The sequence below is a fragment of the Streptomyces sp. NPDC054770 genome (assembly GCF_053611985.1).
The window spans coordinates 1-16484 of record NZ_JBSHBL010000072.1; the positions used below are offsets into that span (position 1 = coordinate 1).

The 16484-nt window shown below is 70.7% G+C and carries 17 protein-coding genes; 12 read left to right on the forward strand and 5 right to left on the reverse strand.

Annotated features, from left to right (window positions below; translation table 11 throughout):
* Positions 1 to 66: 66 nt before the first annotated feature.
* Complete coding sequence (locus ACWGKQ_RS40595; protein ID WP_453297086.1) at positions 67 to 960, reverse strand: RNA polymerase sigma factor SigF; 894 nt, start codon at positions 958 to 960, stop codon at positions 67 to 69.
* Between the two features lie 306 nt (positions 961 to 1266).
* On the opposite strand from ACWGKQ_RS40595, the gene ACWGKQ_RS40600 reads away from it, so the two are divergent.
* The 6 genes from ACWGKQ_RS40600 to ACWGKQ_RS40625 all read left to right on the forward strand — a co-directional run bounded on the left by ACWGKQ_RS40600 (position 1267) and on the right by ACWGKQ_RS40625 (position 6603).
* Positions 1267 to 1671: an STAS domain-containing protein gene (locus tag ACWGKQ_RS40600; protein WP_453297087.1), complete on the forward strand. Its 405-nt coding sequence runs from the start codon at positions 1267 to 1269 to the stop codon at positions 1669 to 1671.
* A gap of 192 nt (positions 1672 to 1863) precedes the next feature.
* Complete coding sequence (locus ACWGKQ_RS40605) at positions 1864 to 2382, forward strand: ATP-binding protein (protein ID WP_453297088.1); 519 nt, start codon at positions 1864 to 1866, stop codon at positions 2380 to 2382.
* Between the two features lie 213 nt (positions 2383 to 2595).
* Complete coding sequence (locus ACWGKQ_RS40610; RefSeq protein WP_453297089.1) at positions 2596 to 3309, forward strand: LPXTG cell wall anchor domain-containing protein; 714 nt, start codon at positions 2596 to 2598, stop codon at positions 3307 to 3309.
* Positions 3310 to 3338: 29 nt separating this feature from the next.
* Entirely contained in the window at positions 3339 to 4187 is an 849-nt protein-coding gene (locus ACWGKQ_RS40615; RefSeq protein ID WP_453297090.1) for a COG1470 family protein, read from the forward strand.
* Between the two features lie 83 nt (positions 4188 to 4270).
* Positions 4271 to 5284 carry a hypothetical protein gene (locus ACWGKQ_RS40620; protein WP_453297123.1) on the forward strand — a complete coding sequence of 338 codons (1014 nt, stop codon included), beginning with the start codon at positions 4271 to 4273 and terminating at the stop codon, positions 5282 to 5284.
* A 2-nt stretch (positions 5285 to 5286) separates the two neighbouring features.
* Positions 5287 to 6603, forward strand: a complete 1317-nt coding sequence (locus ACWGKQ_RS40625; protein WP_453297091.1) for a hypothetical protein — start codon at positions 5287 to 5289, stop codon at positions 6601 to 6603.
* A gap of 134 nt (positions 6604 to 6737) precedes the next feature.
* On the opposite strand, the gene ACWGKQ_RS40630 is transcribed toward ACWGKQ_RS40625, so the two are convergent.
* Positions 6738 to 8234 (reverse strand): oligopeptide:H+ symporter, encoded by a 1497-nt coding sequence (locus ACWGKQ_RS40630; RefSeq protein ID WP_453297092.1) that lies wholly within the window; start codon positions 8232 to 8234, stop codon positions 6738 to 6740.
* 490 nt (positions 8235 to 8724) lie between these two features.
* On the opposite strand from ACWGKQ_RS40630, the gene ACWGKQ_RS40635 reads away from it, so the two are divergent.
* Positions 8725 to 9402, forward strand: a complete 678-nt coding sequence (locus tag ACWGKQ_RS40635; protein ID WP_016436346.1) for a response regulator transcription factor — start codon at positions 8725 to 8727, stop codon at positions 9400 to 9402.
* Positions 9403 to 9527: 125 nt separating this feature from the next.
* Positions 9528 to 10799, forward strand: coding sequence for an ATP-binding protein (locus ACWGKQ_RS40640; protein ID WP_453297093.1), 1272 nt, complete (start codon positions 9528 to 9530; stop codon positions 10797 to 10799).
* Positions 10800 to 10815: 16 nt separating this feature from the next.
* On the opposite strand, the gene ACWGKQ_RS40645 is transcribed toward ACWGKQ_RS40640, so the two are convergent.
* Positions 10816 to 11319, reverse strand: a complete 504-nt coding sequence (locus tag ACWGKQ_RS40645) for a GtrA family protein (RefSeq protein WP_453297094.1) — start codon at positions 11317 to 11319, stop codon at positions 10816 to 10818.
* Positions 11320 to 11526: 207 nt separating this feature from the next.
* Here ACWGKQ_RS40645 and ACWGKQ_RS40650 point away from each other — a divergent pair, with 207 nt between their 5' ends.
* From ACWGKQ_RS40650 to ACWGKQ_RS40665, 4 genes are all read left to right on the forward strand, one after another.
* The gene (locus tag ACWGKQ_RS40650) at positions 11527 to 12666 is read left to right on the forward strand and encodes a 5-(carboxyamino)imidazole ribonucleotide synthase (protein WP_453297095.1); all 1140 of its coding nucleotides are present in this window, start codon (positions 11527 to 11529) and stop codon (positions 12664 to 12666) included.
* Positions 12663 to 13187, forward strand: coding sequence for a 5-(carboxyamino)imidazole ribonucleotide mutase (purE, locus tag ACWGKQ_RS40655; protein WP_453297096.1), 525 nt, complete (start codon positions 12663 to 12665; stop codon positions 13185 to 13187). Before ACWGKQ_RS40650 ends, purE begins: the two co-directional genes overlap by 4 nt.
* Positions 13188 to 13208: 21 nt before the next feature.
* Entirely contained in the window at positions 13209 to 14387 is a 1179-nt protein-coding gene (locus ACWGKQ_RS40660; RefSeq protein ID WP_453297097.1) for a dipeptidase, read from the forward strand.
* Between the two features lie 149 nt (positions 14388 to 14536).
* Positions 14537 to 15661: a dipeptidase gene (locus tag ACWGKQ_RS40665; RefSeq protein WP_453297098.1), complete on the forward strand. Its 1125-nt coding sequence runs from the start codon at positions 14537 to 14539 to the stop codon at positions 15659 to 15661.
* Between the two features lie 24 nt (positions 15662 to 15685).
* Here the strand turns inward: ACWGKQ_RS40665 and ACWGKQ_RS40670 are convergent, their stop codons facing one another.
* Together ACWGKQ_RS40670 and ACWGKQ_RS40675 are read right to left on the reverse strand one after the other, a co-directional pair.
* Positions 15686 to 16075, reverse strand: coding sequence for a VOC family protein (locus ACWGKQ_RS40670; RefSeq protein WP_453297099.1), 390 nt, complete (start codon positions 16073 to 16075; stop codon positions 15686 to 15688).
* A gap of 30 nt (positions 16076 to 16105) precedes the next feature.
* Positions 16106 to 16465, reverse strand: a complete 360-nt coding sequence (locus ACWGKQ_RS40675) for a VOC family protein (RefSeq protein WP_453297100.1) — start codon at positions 16463 to 16465, stop codon at positions 16106 to 16108.
* Positions 16466 to 16484: the final 19 nt, after the last annotated feature.

Here is a 16484-nt window from a genome sequence, read left to right on the forward strand (position 1 = left end):
GCGCGGATCAGCGCTGCGGGCCCCGCCGCAGAGGCCGGGAACGGTCCTGTGCGGCCGGGGCCGGTCTCACTCCTCGACCGTCAGCGCCCTGCGCAGTTGCACCAGCGTCCGGGACAGCAGGCGGGACACGTGCATCTGGGAGATCCCGAGCTCGTCGCCGATCTCCGACTGGGTCATGCCCGCGACGAAGCGGAGGGAGAGGATGGTGCGGTCCCTGGGCGGGAGCCCGGCGATGAGGGGCTTGAGGGACTCGATGTACTCGATGCCCTCCAGGCCGTGGTCCTCGTAGCCGATGCGGTCCGCCAGGGCGCCCTCGGACTCGTCCTCCTCGGGCTGCGCGTCCAGGGAGGAGGCCGTGTAGGCGTTGGACGCCGCCATGCCCTCGACGACCTCGTCGTTGGAGAGGCCGAGGCGTTCCGCGAGTTCCGCGACCGTGGGGGCGCGGTCCAGTTTCTGGGCCAGTTCGTCGCCCGCCTTGGCGAGGTCCAGACGGAGCTCCTGGAGGCGGCGCGGGACGCGTACCGACCATGACGTGTCGCGGAAGAAGCGCTTGATCTCGCCGATGATCGTCGGCATCGCGAAGGTGGGGAACTCGACGCCCCGGGAGAGCTCGAAGCGGTCGATCGCCTTGATCAGGCCGATGGTGCCGACCTGGATGATGTCCTCCATCGGCTCGCTGCGGGAGCGGAAGCGGGAGGCGGCGAACTTGACCAGCGCGAGGTTCAGTTCGACGAGGGTGTTGCGGACGTACGAATAGTCGTGCGTGCCTTCCTCCAGCGACTCCAGCCGCTCGAAGAGGGTCTTGGACAGGGCTCGCGCGTCCACCGCGTCGACCTCGTCGTACGGGGGGATCTCCGGGACTCCGAGTTCCGCGAAGAATCCCTCGATGGCATCCAGTGGTTCCGGTGGGGGTGTCGACGTCGCCGTCAGGGGGTACGAGGCGTCGAGCCGGGGTGACATGGTGTCCTCCATCGTTCTCGGCAATGAGGCTGCCGGAGCCGTGCGTGCACTGCGGTGTGCGGCGCCTCCAAAGCCGGCCGTGTCGGTTTTCGTGTCCCTACTAGCCCTACCCGCTCCGCCGAGGCGCTCGCAAGTCCGTTCTATTATGGTTTGTCCGGTTAGGTGAGGTTGTTCGGGTGTCGGGTTGCGTGCAGAAGGCGTAATGTTCGAGGGCGTCGCCGCGGCGTTCGGCGGACATCGGTGGGCATCGTCAGACAACGGTCAGACGGTGGTAAAAGCGGTCACGACCTCGGGAGAGAGACGGCAATGGACCACGGGACGGTCGGCAGCGCACAGTCGGGCCGGCTGCTGGTGGAAGTGCGGAAAGCGGGCTCCAGTGCCGTCGTGACTCCGGCGGGTGAGCTCGATCACCACACCGCCGATCTGCTGCGCGACCCGCTCGACGATCTCCTCGACAAGGGCTTCTCGCGCCTTGTCGTCGACTGCTCACGCCTCGAGTTCTGTGACTCCACCGGGCTGAACGTGCTGCTCGGCGCCCGGCTGCGGGCCGAGGCCGCCGGGGGCGGGGTGCACCTCGCCGGGATGCTGCCCGTCGTCGCCCGGGTCTTCGAGATCACGGGAGCCGAGGCGGTCTTCACCGTCCACGACTCCGTCGAGGCGGCGTTGGCCGACGAGGACGGCGCGGACGGCACGGCCGGCGGCGAGGGCTGAGCCCCGGTCCGGCGTCCGGAACCGGGGGGTGTTCCTGTGGATCGCTCGGGCAGGAGAGATTCTGGATCCGTCGGCGCCCGGCCCGGCTCTGTTCGAGTCGATCACGCCGACCGGTCCGTACGGATACCTGTACGGACCACAGCAACGCGATTTTTTCCATGTGAACCGGTGAATCGGTGAGGTGAAGCGCTGATGAGCACCACCCGGCCTTACCCGCCGGGCGACCGCGGCCCGGAGCCCAGCGGCGCTTCGGGGATGTCCGAGGGGGCGGCGTCCGACGAGCCGCCCGCCTCGACGGGGGGTCGTCAGGTCCGCAGGCTGCGTCTCCACGGCGAGAGCGGGGTGGTGCCGCTCGCGCGCGACTTCACCCGCCAGGCGCTGTACGCGTGGGGGTGGCTGCCGGCCGCGACGGCTGACCGCAGGGCCGCCGCCGAGGATGTACTGCTCGTCGTCTCCGAGCTGGTCACGAACGCGTGCCTGCATGCGGAGGGGCCGGACGAGTTGTTCCTGGCCTGCGACAAGAAGGTGATCCGGGTGGAGGTGTCCGACCGTGGCGGCGGGCAGCCGGCACCGCGGACGCCGCATCGGGCGGGGCGGCCGGGGGGGCATGGGATGTTCATCGTCCAACGGCTGTGTCTGGACTGGGGGGTTGTGCGGACGCAGGGGGCGGCCGGGAAGACGGTGTGGGCGGAGTTGGGGGCACCCGCCTAGGGGGGTGCCGCCGGGGGCCGTGCGCGGCTGCGGGTCGTGAGTGGTTGCTCGCGCAGTTCCCCGCGCCCCTACGGGGCGCTTCAGCGGGGCATCCTTCGAGTTCGCGTATCCCCACACTTCCGCCACGCCCTTTCTCTTCCCTCCTTATGAGCCCCGGCGTACCTTGACGGCCGAATCTGATACCTCGTCAGTAGCGAATGGGGTGGACCGACCGTGTCGTCGTACCCGAAACGTACCGCCGTGCTCGCGTCCGCCGCCGCCCTGGCCGGGTCGGCGGTGCTGCTGGGCGCTCCGGCGGCGCACGCCACCGTCGTGAACGTCAACTACCAGTGCAAGACGCCGATCGGCGAAAAGAGTGCCGTCTCCCCGATCGACATCACCGGCGTCAAGAGCGGCAGCGGCTACAAGATCACGATGTCCTGGCAGAAGGGCGTCTCCTCCAGCCCCGTCGAACTCGGCAAGGGCGCGATGAGCCCGAGCGCCACCATCAAGCTCGGCGGCGCCGACAACGGGACCGTCAATGTCACCGGCGCCGCCAACCAGGCCGCGATCCCCGCCAACACCCCCATCAAGATCAACGACTTGAGCGGCACCTACACCCCGGAGAAGTCCGGCAAGGTGACGTTCACGGCGGGCACGCTCACCATCAAGGCGCTCGGTACGACGACCACCTGCACCCCCACCAACAACCCCGGCCCGTCCCTGACCCTGGACGTGACCGCGGCGGGCGGCGGTTCGAGCAGTTCCGGCAGTTCCACTTCAGGTTCGTCGTCCGGCAGCACCGGCACCGACTCCGGCGGCACCCTCCCCAAGACCGGTCCCGAGGACTCGTTCGTCGCCCTCGGCACCCTGGGCGGCACCGTGCTGCTCGCGGGTGCGGCCGGCACGCTCTGGCTGACCCGGCGGAACCAGACCGTACGCCGCTGACCCCCGGGGTCCGACCGCTGGAGCCGCCCATGCCGTCCGCCCAGTCCGCCGTCCGTGTCCTCGGTGTCGCCACGCTGACCCTGCTCGCCGCCGCACCCCGAGCCGCGGCCGCGGAGAGCTGGTCCCTCGCGCCCGCGGGCGGCGGCCGCCCCGCCTTCTACGCCGAGGGCGCCCCCGGAGCGGTCCTCCAGGACACCGTGTCGGTGACCAACCCCGGCGGGCACCCGGTCACCGTACGGCTGACCGGCACCGGCGTCCCGGTCACCTTCGCGGAGCCGGCCGTCCGGGTCCCCGCCCGGACTCGTGCCGACGTCCCGTTCACCATGACCGTCCCGGCCGACGCGGCCCCCGGCGACCGCACCGGCACGCTCGTGGCGAAGGACGCGGACGACCGCACAGCCACCGCCCGCATCCGACTGCGCGTGGGCGGCCCCGCGCTCTCCGCGCTGACCGTCGAACATGTCGCCGTCCACGCTGACCGCATCACGTACGAGCTGGTCAACCGGGGTACCACCGTGCTCGTACCGAAGCTGGCGGTGCGCGCCCACGGCCTCTTCGGCCGCGTCCTCCTGGACCGGGCCCCGCGCACCCTCCCGGTCCGCCTCGCCCCGGGCTCCCGCACCGAACTCAGCGAGCCCTGGCCCGGCCACCCCGCCCTGGACGCGGTCGACGTCCGGCTGACGGCGACAGCGGCGGACGGCGCGCACGACACGGCGGACACCGAGGCGCGGTTCGTGCCCTGGGGCGCGGTCGCGGGGATCGCGGGCGCGCTCATGGCGGGGGCCGCCGTGGCGGTCGTACGACTGCGCGGGCGGCGCGCCGATCAGGTGGCCGAACCCCGGTCCATGGACGTCGAGTTGACGGGAGCAGCGAGGTGAGGGTGCGTGCGGTCCCGAGACCGGTCCCGGTGCTGGCGGCACTGACGGCGCTGGCGGCGGTGTTCTCGCTGCTCCTCGTGCCCATGGCGGCAGCCGCCGGCGGGCCGGCCGTCAAGGTCTCCAAGTCCCAGGCCGGCACCGGTGGTTCGGTCACCGTCAGCGGTACCGGCTGGCGGCCGCACACCCTGCTGATGATGCTGATCTGCGGCCAGTCCAGCCCGTCCCGGGGGGTGCTCGGCGGCACCAACTCCTGCGCCAACGCCGACGGACGGGCCGTCACCACCGACGCGAACGGCGGCTTCAGCAAGCAGCTCCCGGTCGCCGAACCGCCGGTGCCCTGCCCCTGCGTGGTGCACGTGGCCACCGTGACCGGCACCAGTGCCGACGCGGACACCGCCTTCAAGGTCGCCGGACACCCCGTCAAGGCACTGCCCGCCGAGTCCACCGGCGGCCGCCTGTCGATGCTCACCGACACCCGCCTCGACGGCTCCTCGGGCCTGCTGACCTGGTTCGGCGCACCCCCCTCCCGCACCCTCGTCTTCACCATCGGCAACGCGGGCACCTCGACCCTGAAGGACCCGGTCTTCCAGGTCGGCACCGCACACGGCGTGTTCGCCCCCCAGTGGGACGAGCAGCAGTGGCGCGGCACCCTCGCACCCGGCAGGAAGGCCCAGGTCAAACTGCCCGTCGAACTCTCCGCCGGGGCGCACGGCGACTACTCGGTCTCCCTCAGGTACGACGGAAAGGTCCTCGCCGAGCAGCCCTGGGGCGTCGGCCGCCCCTGGGGCGTGACCCTCTTCTGGATCCTGCTCTGCGTGGTCGTACCGGCCGCGGTCTTCCGCATCGGCATGGCGGTGGTGGACCGGGTACGGCCGCCCCGCGCCGGCGGCATCCGGCACCGGGGAGTGCCCCGCCCGGTCTTCCGCATGCCGCATCCGCGCGCCCCGGAGCCCCCGCTCTCGACGGCCGCCACCCCCTCGACCCTGCCGTGGTTCACCCCGGACTCCGATCCGGGCGCGACGGCCGGCCGGCTCTCCGCACCGCACGACGACAGCTCCACGAGTCCCACGACTCCGACCACGAAAGGACCCACGTGATCATGCGAAGGAGAGTGACACCGGTACCGGCCAGAGCGGGCGCGGCGGCGGCCGCCCTGGTCCTCGCCGGGGCGGGCGCCCTGCTCGGCGCGACCGCGGGGACCGCCCAGGCGGCCGAGGTGTCGTACGCCACCCACTGCGTACCGCCCGCCGGGGTCGCCGACCCGATCGACGGGACCACCAAGGTCGAGATCACCGCGCCCGCCACGGCGAAGGTCGGCGACACGGTCGACATCACCTGGAAGTTCGTGCAGGCCGCGTCCAAGAACCCGGACATCATCGACCTGCCCGCGAACACGGTCCAGCCGTCCGGCACGGTCAAGGCGGCCGGCGCCCAGACCGCCGACATCGCCATGCAGGGGCCGCGCGAGAACCCGGCGATCCCCAAGGGCGGCGACATGGTGCTGTCCGACATGACCGGCACGCTGAAACTGACCTCGCCCGGCGAGGTGACGCTCACGCCGGACGCGTACACGGTCAACGCTTACGGGACGAACACCGTGTGCACCCCGACGGAGACGGTGCCGAAGGCAGCGGCCATCGAGGTGACCGGAAGCGGTTCGAGCGGGTCGGCGAGCCCGTCGGACAGCACCTCGGCCTCGGCGTCCCCCTCCGGCTCGGCATCACCTTCCGACTCGGCGTCGGCCTCCGCCTCTGCCTCCGCCTCTGCCTCCGCGTCCGACGGCACGGGCAGCGACCAGACCGACTTCACGGGCAAGGAGGTCGACATCCCCTACGCCTGCAAGACGCCCATCGGCGACAAGAGCGCGACCTCGCCGGTGCAGATCAACGCCAAGAAGGACGGCGGCAGTTTCGATCTCACCGTGCAGTTCAACGGGTCGGTGATGGACAGCCCCGCCGACATCCCGGCGGACTCGGTGAAGCCGTCGATGGAGGTGGTCCTGGGCGGCGCCGACAAGGGCACGGTCCATGTGGAGGGCCCCACCAACTCCTCCGCGATCAAGTCCGGCGACCCGATCGAGATCCCGGACCTGACGGGCACGTACAAGCCGGGGGCGAGCGGTACATCGACGCTGTCGCCGGGCGTCCTGACGGTCGAGGCACTGGGTACGACCACGACCTGCACGCCGACGAAGACGGCGGTCTCCCTGACCCTGGACACGACCCAGCAGGCGAGCGGCGCGTCGGGTTCGTCGACTTCGGGCGGTTCGTCGAGCAGTTCCAGCAGCAGCGGTGGCCTGGCGGAGACCGGCGACAGCAGCAATGGGGCACTGAAGGCGCTGGGCCTGGTGGCAGGAACGGCGATCTTGCTGGGCGGCGCTGTGTTCACGTTCATGCCAAAACGAAGGACGCGATGAGAAAGTAGGGGCGCGGGGCTGTATTCGATATGCGGCTACCGCCGCGTGGGCGCGACCAGCCACATCCGGCGGACAGCCGAGACACAAGAGGGCCACCCCATTCAAAAGAATGCGGTGGCCCTCTGTCGAAGACGCTAGTGAACGTCTCCCATGAGCTCCCGAACCTTCTTCCGGTACAGCCACACGGCCACACCGGCGACCACGGCGAGAGCCGCCTGCAGCGTCACGATCCCCGTCTTGTTCAGGTCGACCCCCGCGATGGACAGCAGACCGGTGGTCGCGTCACCCGCGGTGACCGCGAGGAACCACACGCCCATCATCTGGGACGCGTACTTCGCCGGCGCCATCTTGGTCGTCACCGACAGACCCACCGGGGACAGCATCAGCTCACCCACGGTCTGCACGAAGTAGATCCCGACCAGCCACATCGCTGCTGCCTTGTGCCCGCCGTCCGCGATCGACAGCGGCGCGAGGAACAGGAAGAACGACGCACCGATCAGCACCAGACCACCGGCGAACTTCACGGCCGTGCTCGGCTCCTTGCCGCGCCGCGCCATCGCCAGCCACGCCCAGGCGAACACCGGCGCGAACGCCATGATCATGACCGGGTTGACGGACTGGTACCAGGAGACCGGGAAGTTCCAGCCGAAGATGGTGTTCTTCGCGGACGCGTCGGCGAACAGGGAGACGGTCGAGCCGCCCTGGTCGTAGATCATCCAGAAGACGGCGGCGGCCACGAAGAACCAGATGTACGCGCTCATCTTGCCCTGCTCGGCGCGGTCCAGGTCCTTGTCCCGCTTGATGCGGGCGATGACGACGACCGGGATCAGCAGACCGGCGATGGTGATCGGGACCAGCAGCCAGTTCAGCGTGTAGACGCCGGAGACACCCACGACGATGTAGAAGACCGCGGCGACGGCGGCCCAGAAGCCGGCCTTCGTCAGCGTCGCCTTCTTCTCCGCGGCGGACAGCGGCGTCGGGACGATGTCCGAGCGCGAGCTCAGGTGGCGGGTGCCGAGCAGGAACTGGGCGAGGCCCAGCGCCATGCCGACCGCGGCAAGGGCGAAGCCGAGGTGCCAGTTGTAGTTCTCGCCGACCGTGCCGATGACCAGCGGCGCCGCGAACGCGCCCAGGTTGATGCCGATGTAGAAGAGCGTGAAGCCACCGTCACGGCGCGGGTCGTCCGGACCGTCGTACAGGTGGCCGACCATCGTGGAGATGTTGGCCTTCAGCAGGCCTGAGCCTATGGCGACCAGGCCGAGGCCCGCGAAGAAGGTGCCGGAGCTGGGCAGGGCCAGCGTCAGGTGGCCGAGCATGATGACCGTGCCCGCGACGGCGACCGTCTTGCGGGGGCCGAGCACACGGTCGGCGAACCAGCCGCCCGGCAGGGCGAGCAGGTACACGAGCGACAGGTACACGGAGTAGATCGCCGTCGCCGTGGCCGCGGTCATGTGCAGGCCGCCCGGAGCGACCAGGTACAGCGGGAGCAGGGCCTTCATGCCGTAGTAGGAGAATCGCTCCCACATCTCGGTCATGAAGAGGGTGGCCAGTCCGCGGGGGTGGCCGAAGAAGGTCTTCTCGGAACCGGGGGTGCCCGGACGGACCGAGTCCTTCGTCAGGCTGGACGCCATGGTCGTTCCTTGCTGGTCTGAGCGCGCGGTGGGGCTTGCGCGCCCGTGGGGGGAGCGGCCGGCACCGGCAGGGTCTGCCCGTCCACCCCACGCCCACAGGGATTCCGCCCCGGGTCGCGGGGCGGCGGACGGCGACCACCGGGATCCACGCCCCGTGACGCTGTGTCGCGTCCGGAGCCCGGCCAGAGGTCATTCCTTTCGAGGCTGGCAGGCCAGCCCGCACACAAAAGAGACCTTCAGCGTCGACATGCCCACCAAAGGTCCCCGGGTGTACTACAGGCGTTCAAGTCACTGTACGTCAGGACACTGCCGGATATGGAAGGACTTGAGACGCGGATCACAGGTGTCGGCGGAACCTCGCACCCGGTTTCGAAGGTCCCTCCTACGATCGCACCTTTCGCCCATAGGTTCGTACCACTGTGCCCCAAGGTAAGAATCCCTGGTGCCGATCACACTCCAGTACTGCGCGTAATCGGACTACCATCACCCCATGACCCGTGTACTGCTCGCCGAGGACGACGCGTCCATCTCGGAGCCGCTGGCCCGCGCACTGCGCCGGGAAGGTTACGAGGTCGAGGTGCGCGAGGACGGACCCACCGCGCTCGACGCCGGAATGCAGGGCGGCGTCGATCTGGTCGTGCTGGACCTCGGGCTGCCCGGCATGGACGGCCTGGAGGTGGCGCGCCGGCTGCGTGCCGAGGGCCACGCCGTGCCGATCCTCATCCTGACCGCGCGGGCCGACGAGGTGGACACCGTCGTCGGTCTCGACGCGGGTGCCGACGACTACGTCACCAAGCCGTTCCGGCTCGCCGAACTGCTGGCCCGGGTGCGGGCGCTGCTGCGGCGCGGTGCCGCGGAGCCGGCGCAGCCGCCGGCCACGCACGGGGTGCGGATCGACGTCGAGTCGCACCGGGCGTGGATGGGCGACGAGGAGCTCCAGCTCACGGCGAAGGAGTTCGACCTGCTGCGGGTGCTGGTGCGGGACGCGGGGCGGGTCGTCACGCGGGACCAGCTGATGCGGGAGGTCTGGGACACCACGTGGTGGTCGTCGACCAAGACGCTCGACATGCACATCTCGTGGCTGCGCAAGAAGCTCGGCGACGATGCGGCGAACCCTCGGTACATCGCTACCGTGCGTGGTGTCGGGTTCCGTTTCGAAAAGAGCTAGGTCGGCTACGCGCGTCGCGCCGTGGTGGCTCGGGTAGGTGTGCGACCTGCCGTCGTGTGTGGCTGGTCGCGCAGTTCCCCGCGCCCCTAAAGGGGCGCTGAAGTCGCCGTTTCCCGGAGAGTGCCGTGCGTCGTCGTCTGATTCAGTCCACCCTCGCCGTCGTACTCGTCGTCATTGCCGTGTTCGGTGTCTCCTTGGTGATCGTCGAGAGTCGGACCATCAGCAACAGCGCCCAGGAACGCGTCGACTCCGAGGCGCTTCGCCTCGCCAGCATCGTGGACAGCCGGATCCTCGAGGACGAGGACATCACCGCCGAGATACTGCGCAGTCAGGTCTCCAAGGAGCAGTACGCCGTCATCCGGGTCCCGGGGAAGCCGGTGATCGAGCTGGGTGTGAAGCCCGAGGGTGATGTCATCCACTACACGGCCGACGGCGAGGAAGGCGAGACGGTCACCGTCCAGGAGCCGCGGTCGACCGTGACCCGGGAGGTCGGCCGTACGCTGCTGATCATCGGTGCCGTCGCGCTGCTCGCCGTGATCGCCGCCGTGCTGCTCGCCATCCGGCAGGCCAACCGGCTCGCCTCCCCGCTCACCGACCTCGCCGAGACCGCCGAACGGCTCGGCTCGGGCGACCCGCGGCCCCGGCACAAGCGGTACGGCGTCCCGGAGCTGGACCGGGTCGCGGACGTGCTGGACTCCTCCGCCGAGCGGATCGGGCGGATGCTCACCGCCGAGCGGCGGCTGGCCGCCGACGCCTCCCACCAGCTGCGCACCCCCCTGACCGCGCTGTCCATGCGGCTCGAGGAGATCACCCTCACCGACGACCCGGACATCGTGAAGGAGGAGGCGAACGTGGCGCTCACGCAGGTGGAGCGGCTGACGGACGTCGTCGAGCGGCTGCTGACGAACTCCCGGGACCCGCGTACCGGCTCCGCCGTCTCCTTCGACCTGGACGAGGTCATCCAGCAGCAGCTCGCCGAGTGGCGGCCCGCCTACCGCGGCGTGGGCCGGGCGATCGTCAGCTCCGGCAAGCGGCATCTGCGGGCGGTGGGCACGCCGGGCGCGGTCGCACAGGTGCTGGCCGCGCTGATCGAGAACTCCCTGATGCACGGCGGCGGCACGGTCGCCCTGCGGACCAGGGTCACCGGCAACCAGGCGGTGGTCGAGGTGACCGACGAGGGCGCCGGGGTACCGGCCGACCTGGGCAACCGCATCTTCGAGCGGACCATCAGCGGCCGCAACTCCACCGGGATCGGGCTGGCCGTCGCACGTGATCTCGCGGAGGCCGACGGGGGCCGTCTGGAGCTGCTCCAGGCCCAGCCGCCGGTGTTCGGGCTGTTCCTGTCCCGCACCCCGCCACCGCACAAGCCGGACGACGACCTGCCGATGGTCCGCTAGCCAGGACCCCTGCGCCCTAGCGGACCTGCTGCCTGGGCTTCTCGGTGTCGGCGGCCCGCTCCAGGAGGGCCTCCGCGTCCGCGACCGTCTCGCGGGCCGGCAGCGTCTTGAAGACCCAGGTGCGGTACGACCAGAAGCGGAACAGCGTGGCCACGCCGATGCCGACGAACTTGAAGACGTTGCTCTGCAGCGGGCTGTCCCAGCCGAAGCCGTAGGTGGCCAGGTACAGCAGACCGTTCTCGATCACCAGGCCGACCGCGCTGAACAGCAGGAACAGGGTGAGTTCCTTGGTGCGGCCGCTCTTCTCGCGGTCCCGGTACGTCCAGTAGCGGAAGCCGAGGTAATTGAAGATGATGGCGACGACGGTCGCTATGACGCTGGCCCGCACCACCGGCAGGTCGGTGACGTGCCGGACGACATTGAAAACGCCGAGATTGACGAGAATGCCGGCTCCGCCGACCGCGCCGAATTTGGCGACCTCGCGTACGAGCCGTTGCAGCCCCGAGGAACCACGTTCCATGGTTGTTCGGGCTCCCGTCCGTAGGCATTGACGACTCAGCCACTCTAACGACCCAGTGTGTCTCGCGCCTATGGATGGCGACACAGGTCGGGAACGGCTTGGGAAGAGCTCCGGAAAAGCGGGGCAAGAGGCGGCGAAGCGGCCGGTAAGAGCGCTGGTCCAGGGCTCGGGAACCGGCCACCCTGGCGCGGCCGATACCCTGGGGGTGTGACGTTCCCGGTAGTCGGCATGGTCGGCGGGGGTCAGCTCGCGCGTATGACGCACGAGGCGGGCATCCCGTTGGGCATCAGGTTCAAGCTCCTCAGTGACACCCCTCAGGATTCCGCGGCCCAGGTGGTGAGCGATGTCGTCGTCGGCGACTACCGCGACCTGGAGACGCTGCGCGAGTTCGCGCGCGGCTGTGACGTGATCACCTTCGACCACGAGCACGTGCCCACCGAGCATCTGCGGGCCCTGGAGGCGGACGGCATCCCCGTGCGCCCCGGCCCCGACGCGCTGGTGCACGCCCAGGACAAGGGTGTGATGCGGGCGAAGCTCACCGAGATCGGCGTGCCGTGCCCGCGGCACCGGATCGTGGCCGACCAGGAGGACGTGGTCCGCTTCGCCGCCGAGGGCGACGGCTTCCCGGTCGTCCTCAAGACGGTCCGCGGCGGCTACGACGGCAAGGGCGTCTGGGTCGTCGAGACCGCCGAGGAGGCCGCCGACCCCTTCCGGGCCGGTGTGCCCGTCCTCGCCGAGGAGAAGGTCGACTACGTCCGCGAGCTCGCCGCCAACGTCGTACGCTCCCCGCACGGCCAGGCGGTCGCCTACCCGGTGGTGGAGTCGCAGCAGGTCAACGGCGTCTGTGACACGGTCGTCGCGCCCGCCCCCGACCTGGACGAGTCCCTCGCGCTGCAGGCCGAGGAGATGGCCCTGCGGATCGCCAAGGAACTGGGCGTGGTCGGCCACCTGGCCGTCGAGCTGTTCCAGACCCGCGACGGCCGCATCCTCGTCAACGAGCTGGCGATGCGCCCGCACAACTCCGGCCACTGGAGCCAGGACGGCGCGATCACCTCGCAGTTCGCCAACCACGTCCGCGCGGTCCTCGACCTGCCCCTCGGCGACCCGCGCCCGCGTGCGAAGTGGACGGTCATGGTCAACGTCCTGGGCGGCGACTACCCGGACATGTACTCCGCGTACCTGCACTGCATGGCCCGCGACCCCAAACTGAAGATCCACATGTACGGCAAGGACGTGAAGCCCGGCCGCAAGGTCGGCCACGTCAACACCTACGGCGACGACCTGGACGACGTTCTCGAGCGCGCACGTCACGCTGCCGGCTACCTGAGAGGCACGATCACCGAATGAGCCCCCTTGTTGGCATCGTCATGGGTTCGGACTCCGACTGGCCCGTGATGGAGGCCGCCGCCAAGGCTCTCGACGAGTTCGAGATCGCGTACGAGGTCGACGTCGTCTCCGCGCACCGGATGCCGCGCGAGATGGTGACGTACGGCGAGCAGGCGGCGGAGCGCGGCCTGAAGGTGATCATCGCGGGCGCGGGCGGTGCCGCCCACCTGCCCGGCATGCTCGCCTCCGTGACCCCCCTCCCGGTCATCGGCGTGCCCGTCCCGCTGAAGTACCTCGACGGCATGGACAGCCTCCTCTCCATCGTGCAGATGCCGGCCGGTGTCCCGGTCGCCGCGGTCTCGGTCGCCGGTGCCCGCAACGCGGGCCTGCTGGCCGCCCGGATCCTGGCCACCCACGACGAGGACCTGCTCGGCCGGATGCGCGACTTCCAGCAGGACCTCAACGACCAGGCCACCGAGAAGGGCAAGCGGCTGCGGGCCAAGGTCGAGGGCGGCCCGAACGGCTTCGGCTTCGGCAAGTAGGACTCCGGGAAGTAACAGGCAATGACGTCCCTCGATGAAGCCCGGTCCCTGCTGCGCGAGTTCCCGGTCGTCGACGGCCACAACGACCTGCCGTACGCACTGCGCGAGCAGGTCCGCTACGACCTCGACGCCCGTGACATCGCCACCCACCAGAACGCGCATCTGCACACCGACATCCCGCGACTGCGGGAAGGCGGCGTCGGCGCGCAGTACTGGTCGGTGTACGTCCGCTCGGACCTGCCGGGCGCGGTCCCGGCCACTCTCGAACAGATCGACTGCGTACGGCAGCTGATCGCCCGTTACCCGGCCGACCTGCGGGCCGCGCTGACCGCCTCCGACATGGAGGCGGCGCGCGCCGAGGGCCGTATCGCCTCCCTGATGGGCGCGGAGGGCGGCCACTCCATCGACAACTCGCTGGGCACCCTGCGCGGTCTGTACGAGCTGGGCGTGCGCTACATGACGCTCACCCACAACGACAACAACGACTGGGCGGACTCGGCGACCGACAAGCCGAACGTCGGCGGTCTGTCGGCCTTCGGCCGCGAGGTCGTGCGGGAGATGAACCGCCTGGGCATGCTGGTGGACCTCTCCCATGTGGCGGCGACGACCATGCGGGCCGCCCTCGACACCACCACCGCCCCGGTGATCTTCTCCCACTCCTCCTCCCGGGCCGTCTGCGACCACCCCCGCAACATCCCGGACGACGTCCTCGAACGCCTCCCCGGCAACGGCGGCATGGCGATGGTGACGTTCGTACCCAAGTTCGTGCTCCAGGCGGCGGTCGACTGGACGGCGGCGGCCGACGACAACATGCGCGCCCACGGCTTCCACCACCTCGACACCACCGAGGAGGCGATGAAGGTCCACCGGGCCTTCGAGGAGACCACCCCGCGTCCGATCGCCACGGTCGCCACCGTCGCCGACCACCTCGACCACATGCGCGAGGCCGCCGGCGTCGACCACCTCGGCATCGGCGGCGACTACGACGGCACCGCCTTCACCCCCGACGGCCTGAACGACGTCTCCGGCTACCCCAACCTCGTCGCCGAGCTGCTGGACCGCGGCTGGTCCAGGTCCGACCTGGCCAAGCTGACCTGGCAGAACGCGGTCCGTGTGCTGGGCGCGGCGGAGGACGTGGCACGGGACCTCCAGGAGACGCGGGGGCCGTCCCACGCGACCATCTCCGAGCTGGACGGCTGATCGACTGATCCGTGGCGGACGGGCGTACCCCCCGGACGACGGGGCGTACCCCCGAACGCCCCATCCACCAGGAACCCTCCCGGGCAGGCGTGCGACGGTGGGCTACAGCCCCTTCACGACGTAGGTCACGACGACGTACGGAGCCTGCCATGGCCGACCTCCAGCACGACATCCACTCCACGACCGAGGTCGGCCGGGAGGACTGCCTCCCGGCCGACCCGTTCCCGGTGGAGTCCGGTGCCGCGTTCCTGGAGCGGGCGCACGCGCTGCTGGAGGCGCATCCGGTCGCGGACGGCTACAGCGCGCTGCCCCGGGCGCTCGGGCCGCTGCCCTGGTACGACCTGGAGCTGGGCGAGACGGCCGTGGACACGGACGTGCCCCGGCTGCGCGAGGGGCATGTGGGCGCGCTGTTCTGGTCGTTGCAGGCACCGGAAGGGCCGAAGGGGCCCAGGGAGCCCGAGGGGGAGCGGGGCGACCGGGCCGTCGGGGCCACCCTGGAACAGCTGGACCTGGTGCGCCGGGTGGTCGAGATGCACCCGGAGGGGCTCCGGCTGGTGCGCACCGCCGGTCAGGTCATCGACGCCCGCAACTGCGGCCGGGTCGCCGTGGTGCTCGGCCCGGCCTCCGCCGCCGCCCTCGACGACTCCCTCGGCATCCTGCGGGTCCTGCAGTCCCTGGGGCTGCGCGTGCTCTCCCTGGCCGGCGCCGCCTGGGCGGGGGAGGAGGGGCTGACCCGGTTCGGCGAGGAGGTGGTCCGGGAGATGAACCGGCTCGGGGTGCTCGCCGACCTGTCCGGCGCCCCGGAGGCCGCCCTCGCCAGGACGCTCGCGCTCTCCAAGACACCGGTCCTGTGCACCCGCTCCGCCGCGGCGGCCGTACGCCCGCACCCCGCCAACCTCTCCGACGAACTGCTCGCGCGGCTGGGGGAGCAGAAGGGCGTGTGCATGGTGCCGCTGGCCGCCGAGCAGACCGGGCCGACCGTCCCGGACGTCGCCGACCACCTCCACCACGTCCGCATGGTCGCGGGCCCCGAGTGCGTGGCCCTGTCCGGGACCTACGACTCCGGCGTCGCCCATCCCCGCGACCTCGCCGACACCTCCTGCTACCCCAACCTCGTCGCCGAACTGCTCCGACGCGGCTGGTCCGAGACCGAGCTGTCCCTGCTGACCTGGGGAAACGTCCAGCGGGCGCTGCGCAGCGCCGACTTCACCGCCCGAGCGACCCAGCGCCGCAGGGAACCGACCCCGCCCCGCCCGGCCGATGCCGAGGTCTGATCAGCCGACCCGGCAGGGGGCTGATCAGTCGATCCGGCACAGGCAGAACGGATGGCCGGCCGGATCGGCGTACACCCGGAAGTCCTCGGCGACCGGGTCCTCCTCCCGGCGCAGCAGCCGGGCCCCCAGTGCCAGCACCTTCTTCTCCGCCACGTCGACGTCCTCCCACGTCGGCCCCGCGTCGAAGTCGAGATGGAACTGCTGGGAGTTGTGGTCGGCGCGCGGCCACTCGGGCGGCGTGTACCCCTCCGCCAGCTGGAAGCCCAGCCGCAGCCCGTCCGGCAGCCTCAGCACGACCCAGTCGTCCTCCTCGGCCACCAGGGTGCCGCCGGCGACGGCCGCGTAGAAGGCGGCCAGCGCGTGCGGGTCGGGACAGTCGATCACCACGTTGCGCAGGCGGGCGACGGACGCCATGAGTCCTCCTTCTCTCGGCGGGCTTCTCTCTCAGCAGGCGCAGAGACAGAAAGGGTGCCCCGCCGGGTCGGCGTACACACGGAAGGTGCGCGACCGGTCCGCCGCGTCCAGCGGCTTCGCACCCAGCTCCAGCACGCCCTTCTCGGCCGTGTCCAGGTCGTCCACCACCAGGTCCAGGTGGAACTGCTGCGAGTCGTCGGGCGCGGGCCACTGCGGCGCCACGAATCCGGGCGCCTTCTGGAACGCCAGCGCCTGCCCGCCGGGCACCGCCAGGTCCACCCAGTCCCCGTCCCCCTCGACGCTGCCGCCCAGCACCCCGGCGTAGAAACCGGCGAGCGCGGACGGGTCGGGACAGTCCAGGACGACGACACCGAGCTTGGCGAGAGCCATGACTTCCTCCTCGAAGGCA

Bases quoted from the DNA above. Each gene is read 5' to 3' on its own strand.
- ACWGKQ_RS40670 (WP_453297099.1), bottom strand. From the start codon at position 16,075: ATGGCGTCCGTCGCCCGCCTGCGCAACGTGGTGATCGACTGTCCCGAC.
- ACWGKQ_RS40595 (WP_453297086.1), bottom strand. From the start codon at position 960: ATGTCACCCCGGCTCGACGCCTCGTACCCCCTGACGGCGACGTCGACA.
- ACWGKQ_RS40665 (WP_453297098.1), top strand. From the start codon at position 14,537: ATGGCCGACCTCCAGCACGACATCCACTCCACGACCGAGGTCGGCCGG.
- purE (WP_453297096.1), top strand. From the start codon at position 12,663: ATGAGCCCCCTTGTTGGCATCGTCATGGGTTCGGACTCCGACTGGCCC.
- ACWGKQ_RS40675 (WP_453297100.1), bottom strand. From the start codon at position 16,465: ATGGCTCTCGCCAAGCTCGGTGTCGTCGTCCTGGACTGTCCCGACCCG.
- ACWGKQ_RS40620 (WP_453297123.1), top strand. From the start codon at position 4,271: ATGGCGGCAGCCGCCGGCGGGCCGGCCGTCAAGGTCTCCAAGTCCCAG.
- ACWGKQ_RS40600 (WP_453297087.1), top strand. From the start codon at position 1,267: ATGGACCACGGGACGGTCGGCAGCGCACAGTCGGGCCGGCTGCTGGTG.
- ACWGKQ_RS40630 (WP_453297092.1), bottom strand. From the start codon at position 8,234: ATGGCGTCCAGCCTGACGAAGGACTCGGTCCGTCCGGGCACCCCCGGT.
- ACWGKQ_RS40635 (WP_016436346.1), top strand. From the start codon at position 8,725: ATGACCCGTGTACTGCTCGCCGAGGACGACGCGTCCATCTCGGAGCCG.
- ACWGKQ_RS40615 (WP_453297090.1), top strand. From the start codon at position 3,339: ATGCCGTCCGCCCAGTCCGCCGTCCGTGTCCTCGGTGTCGCCACGCTG.
- ACWGKQ_RS40660 (WP_453297097.1), top strand. From the start codon at position 13,209: ATGACGTCCCTCGATGAAGCCCGGTCCCTGCTGCGCGAGTTCCCGGTC.
- ACWGKQ_RS40605 (WP_453297088.1), top strand. From the start codon at position 1,864: ATGAGCACCACCCGGCCTTACCCGCCGGGCGACCGCGGCCCGGAGCCC.
- ACWGKQ_RS40625 (WP_453297091.1), top strand. From the start codon at position 5,287: ATGCGAAGGAGAGTGACACCGGTACCGGCCAGAGCGGGCGCGGCGGCG.
- ACWGKQ_RS40645 (WP_453297094.1), bottom strand. From the start codon at position 11,319: ATGGAACGTGGTTCCTCGGGGCTGCAACGGCTCGTACGCGAGGTCGCC.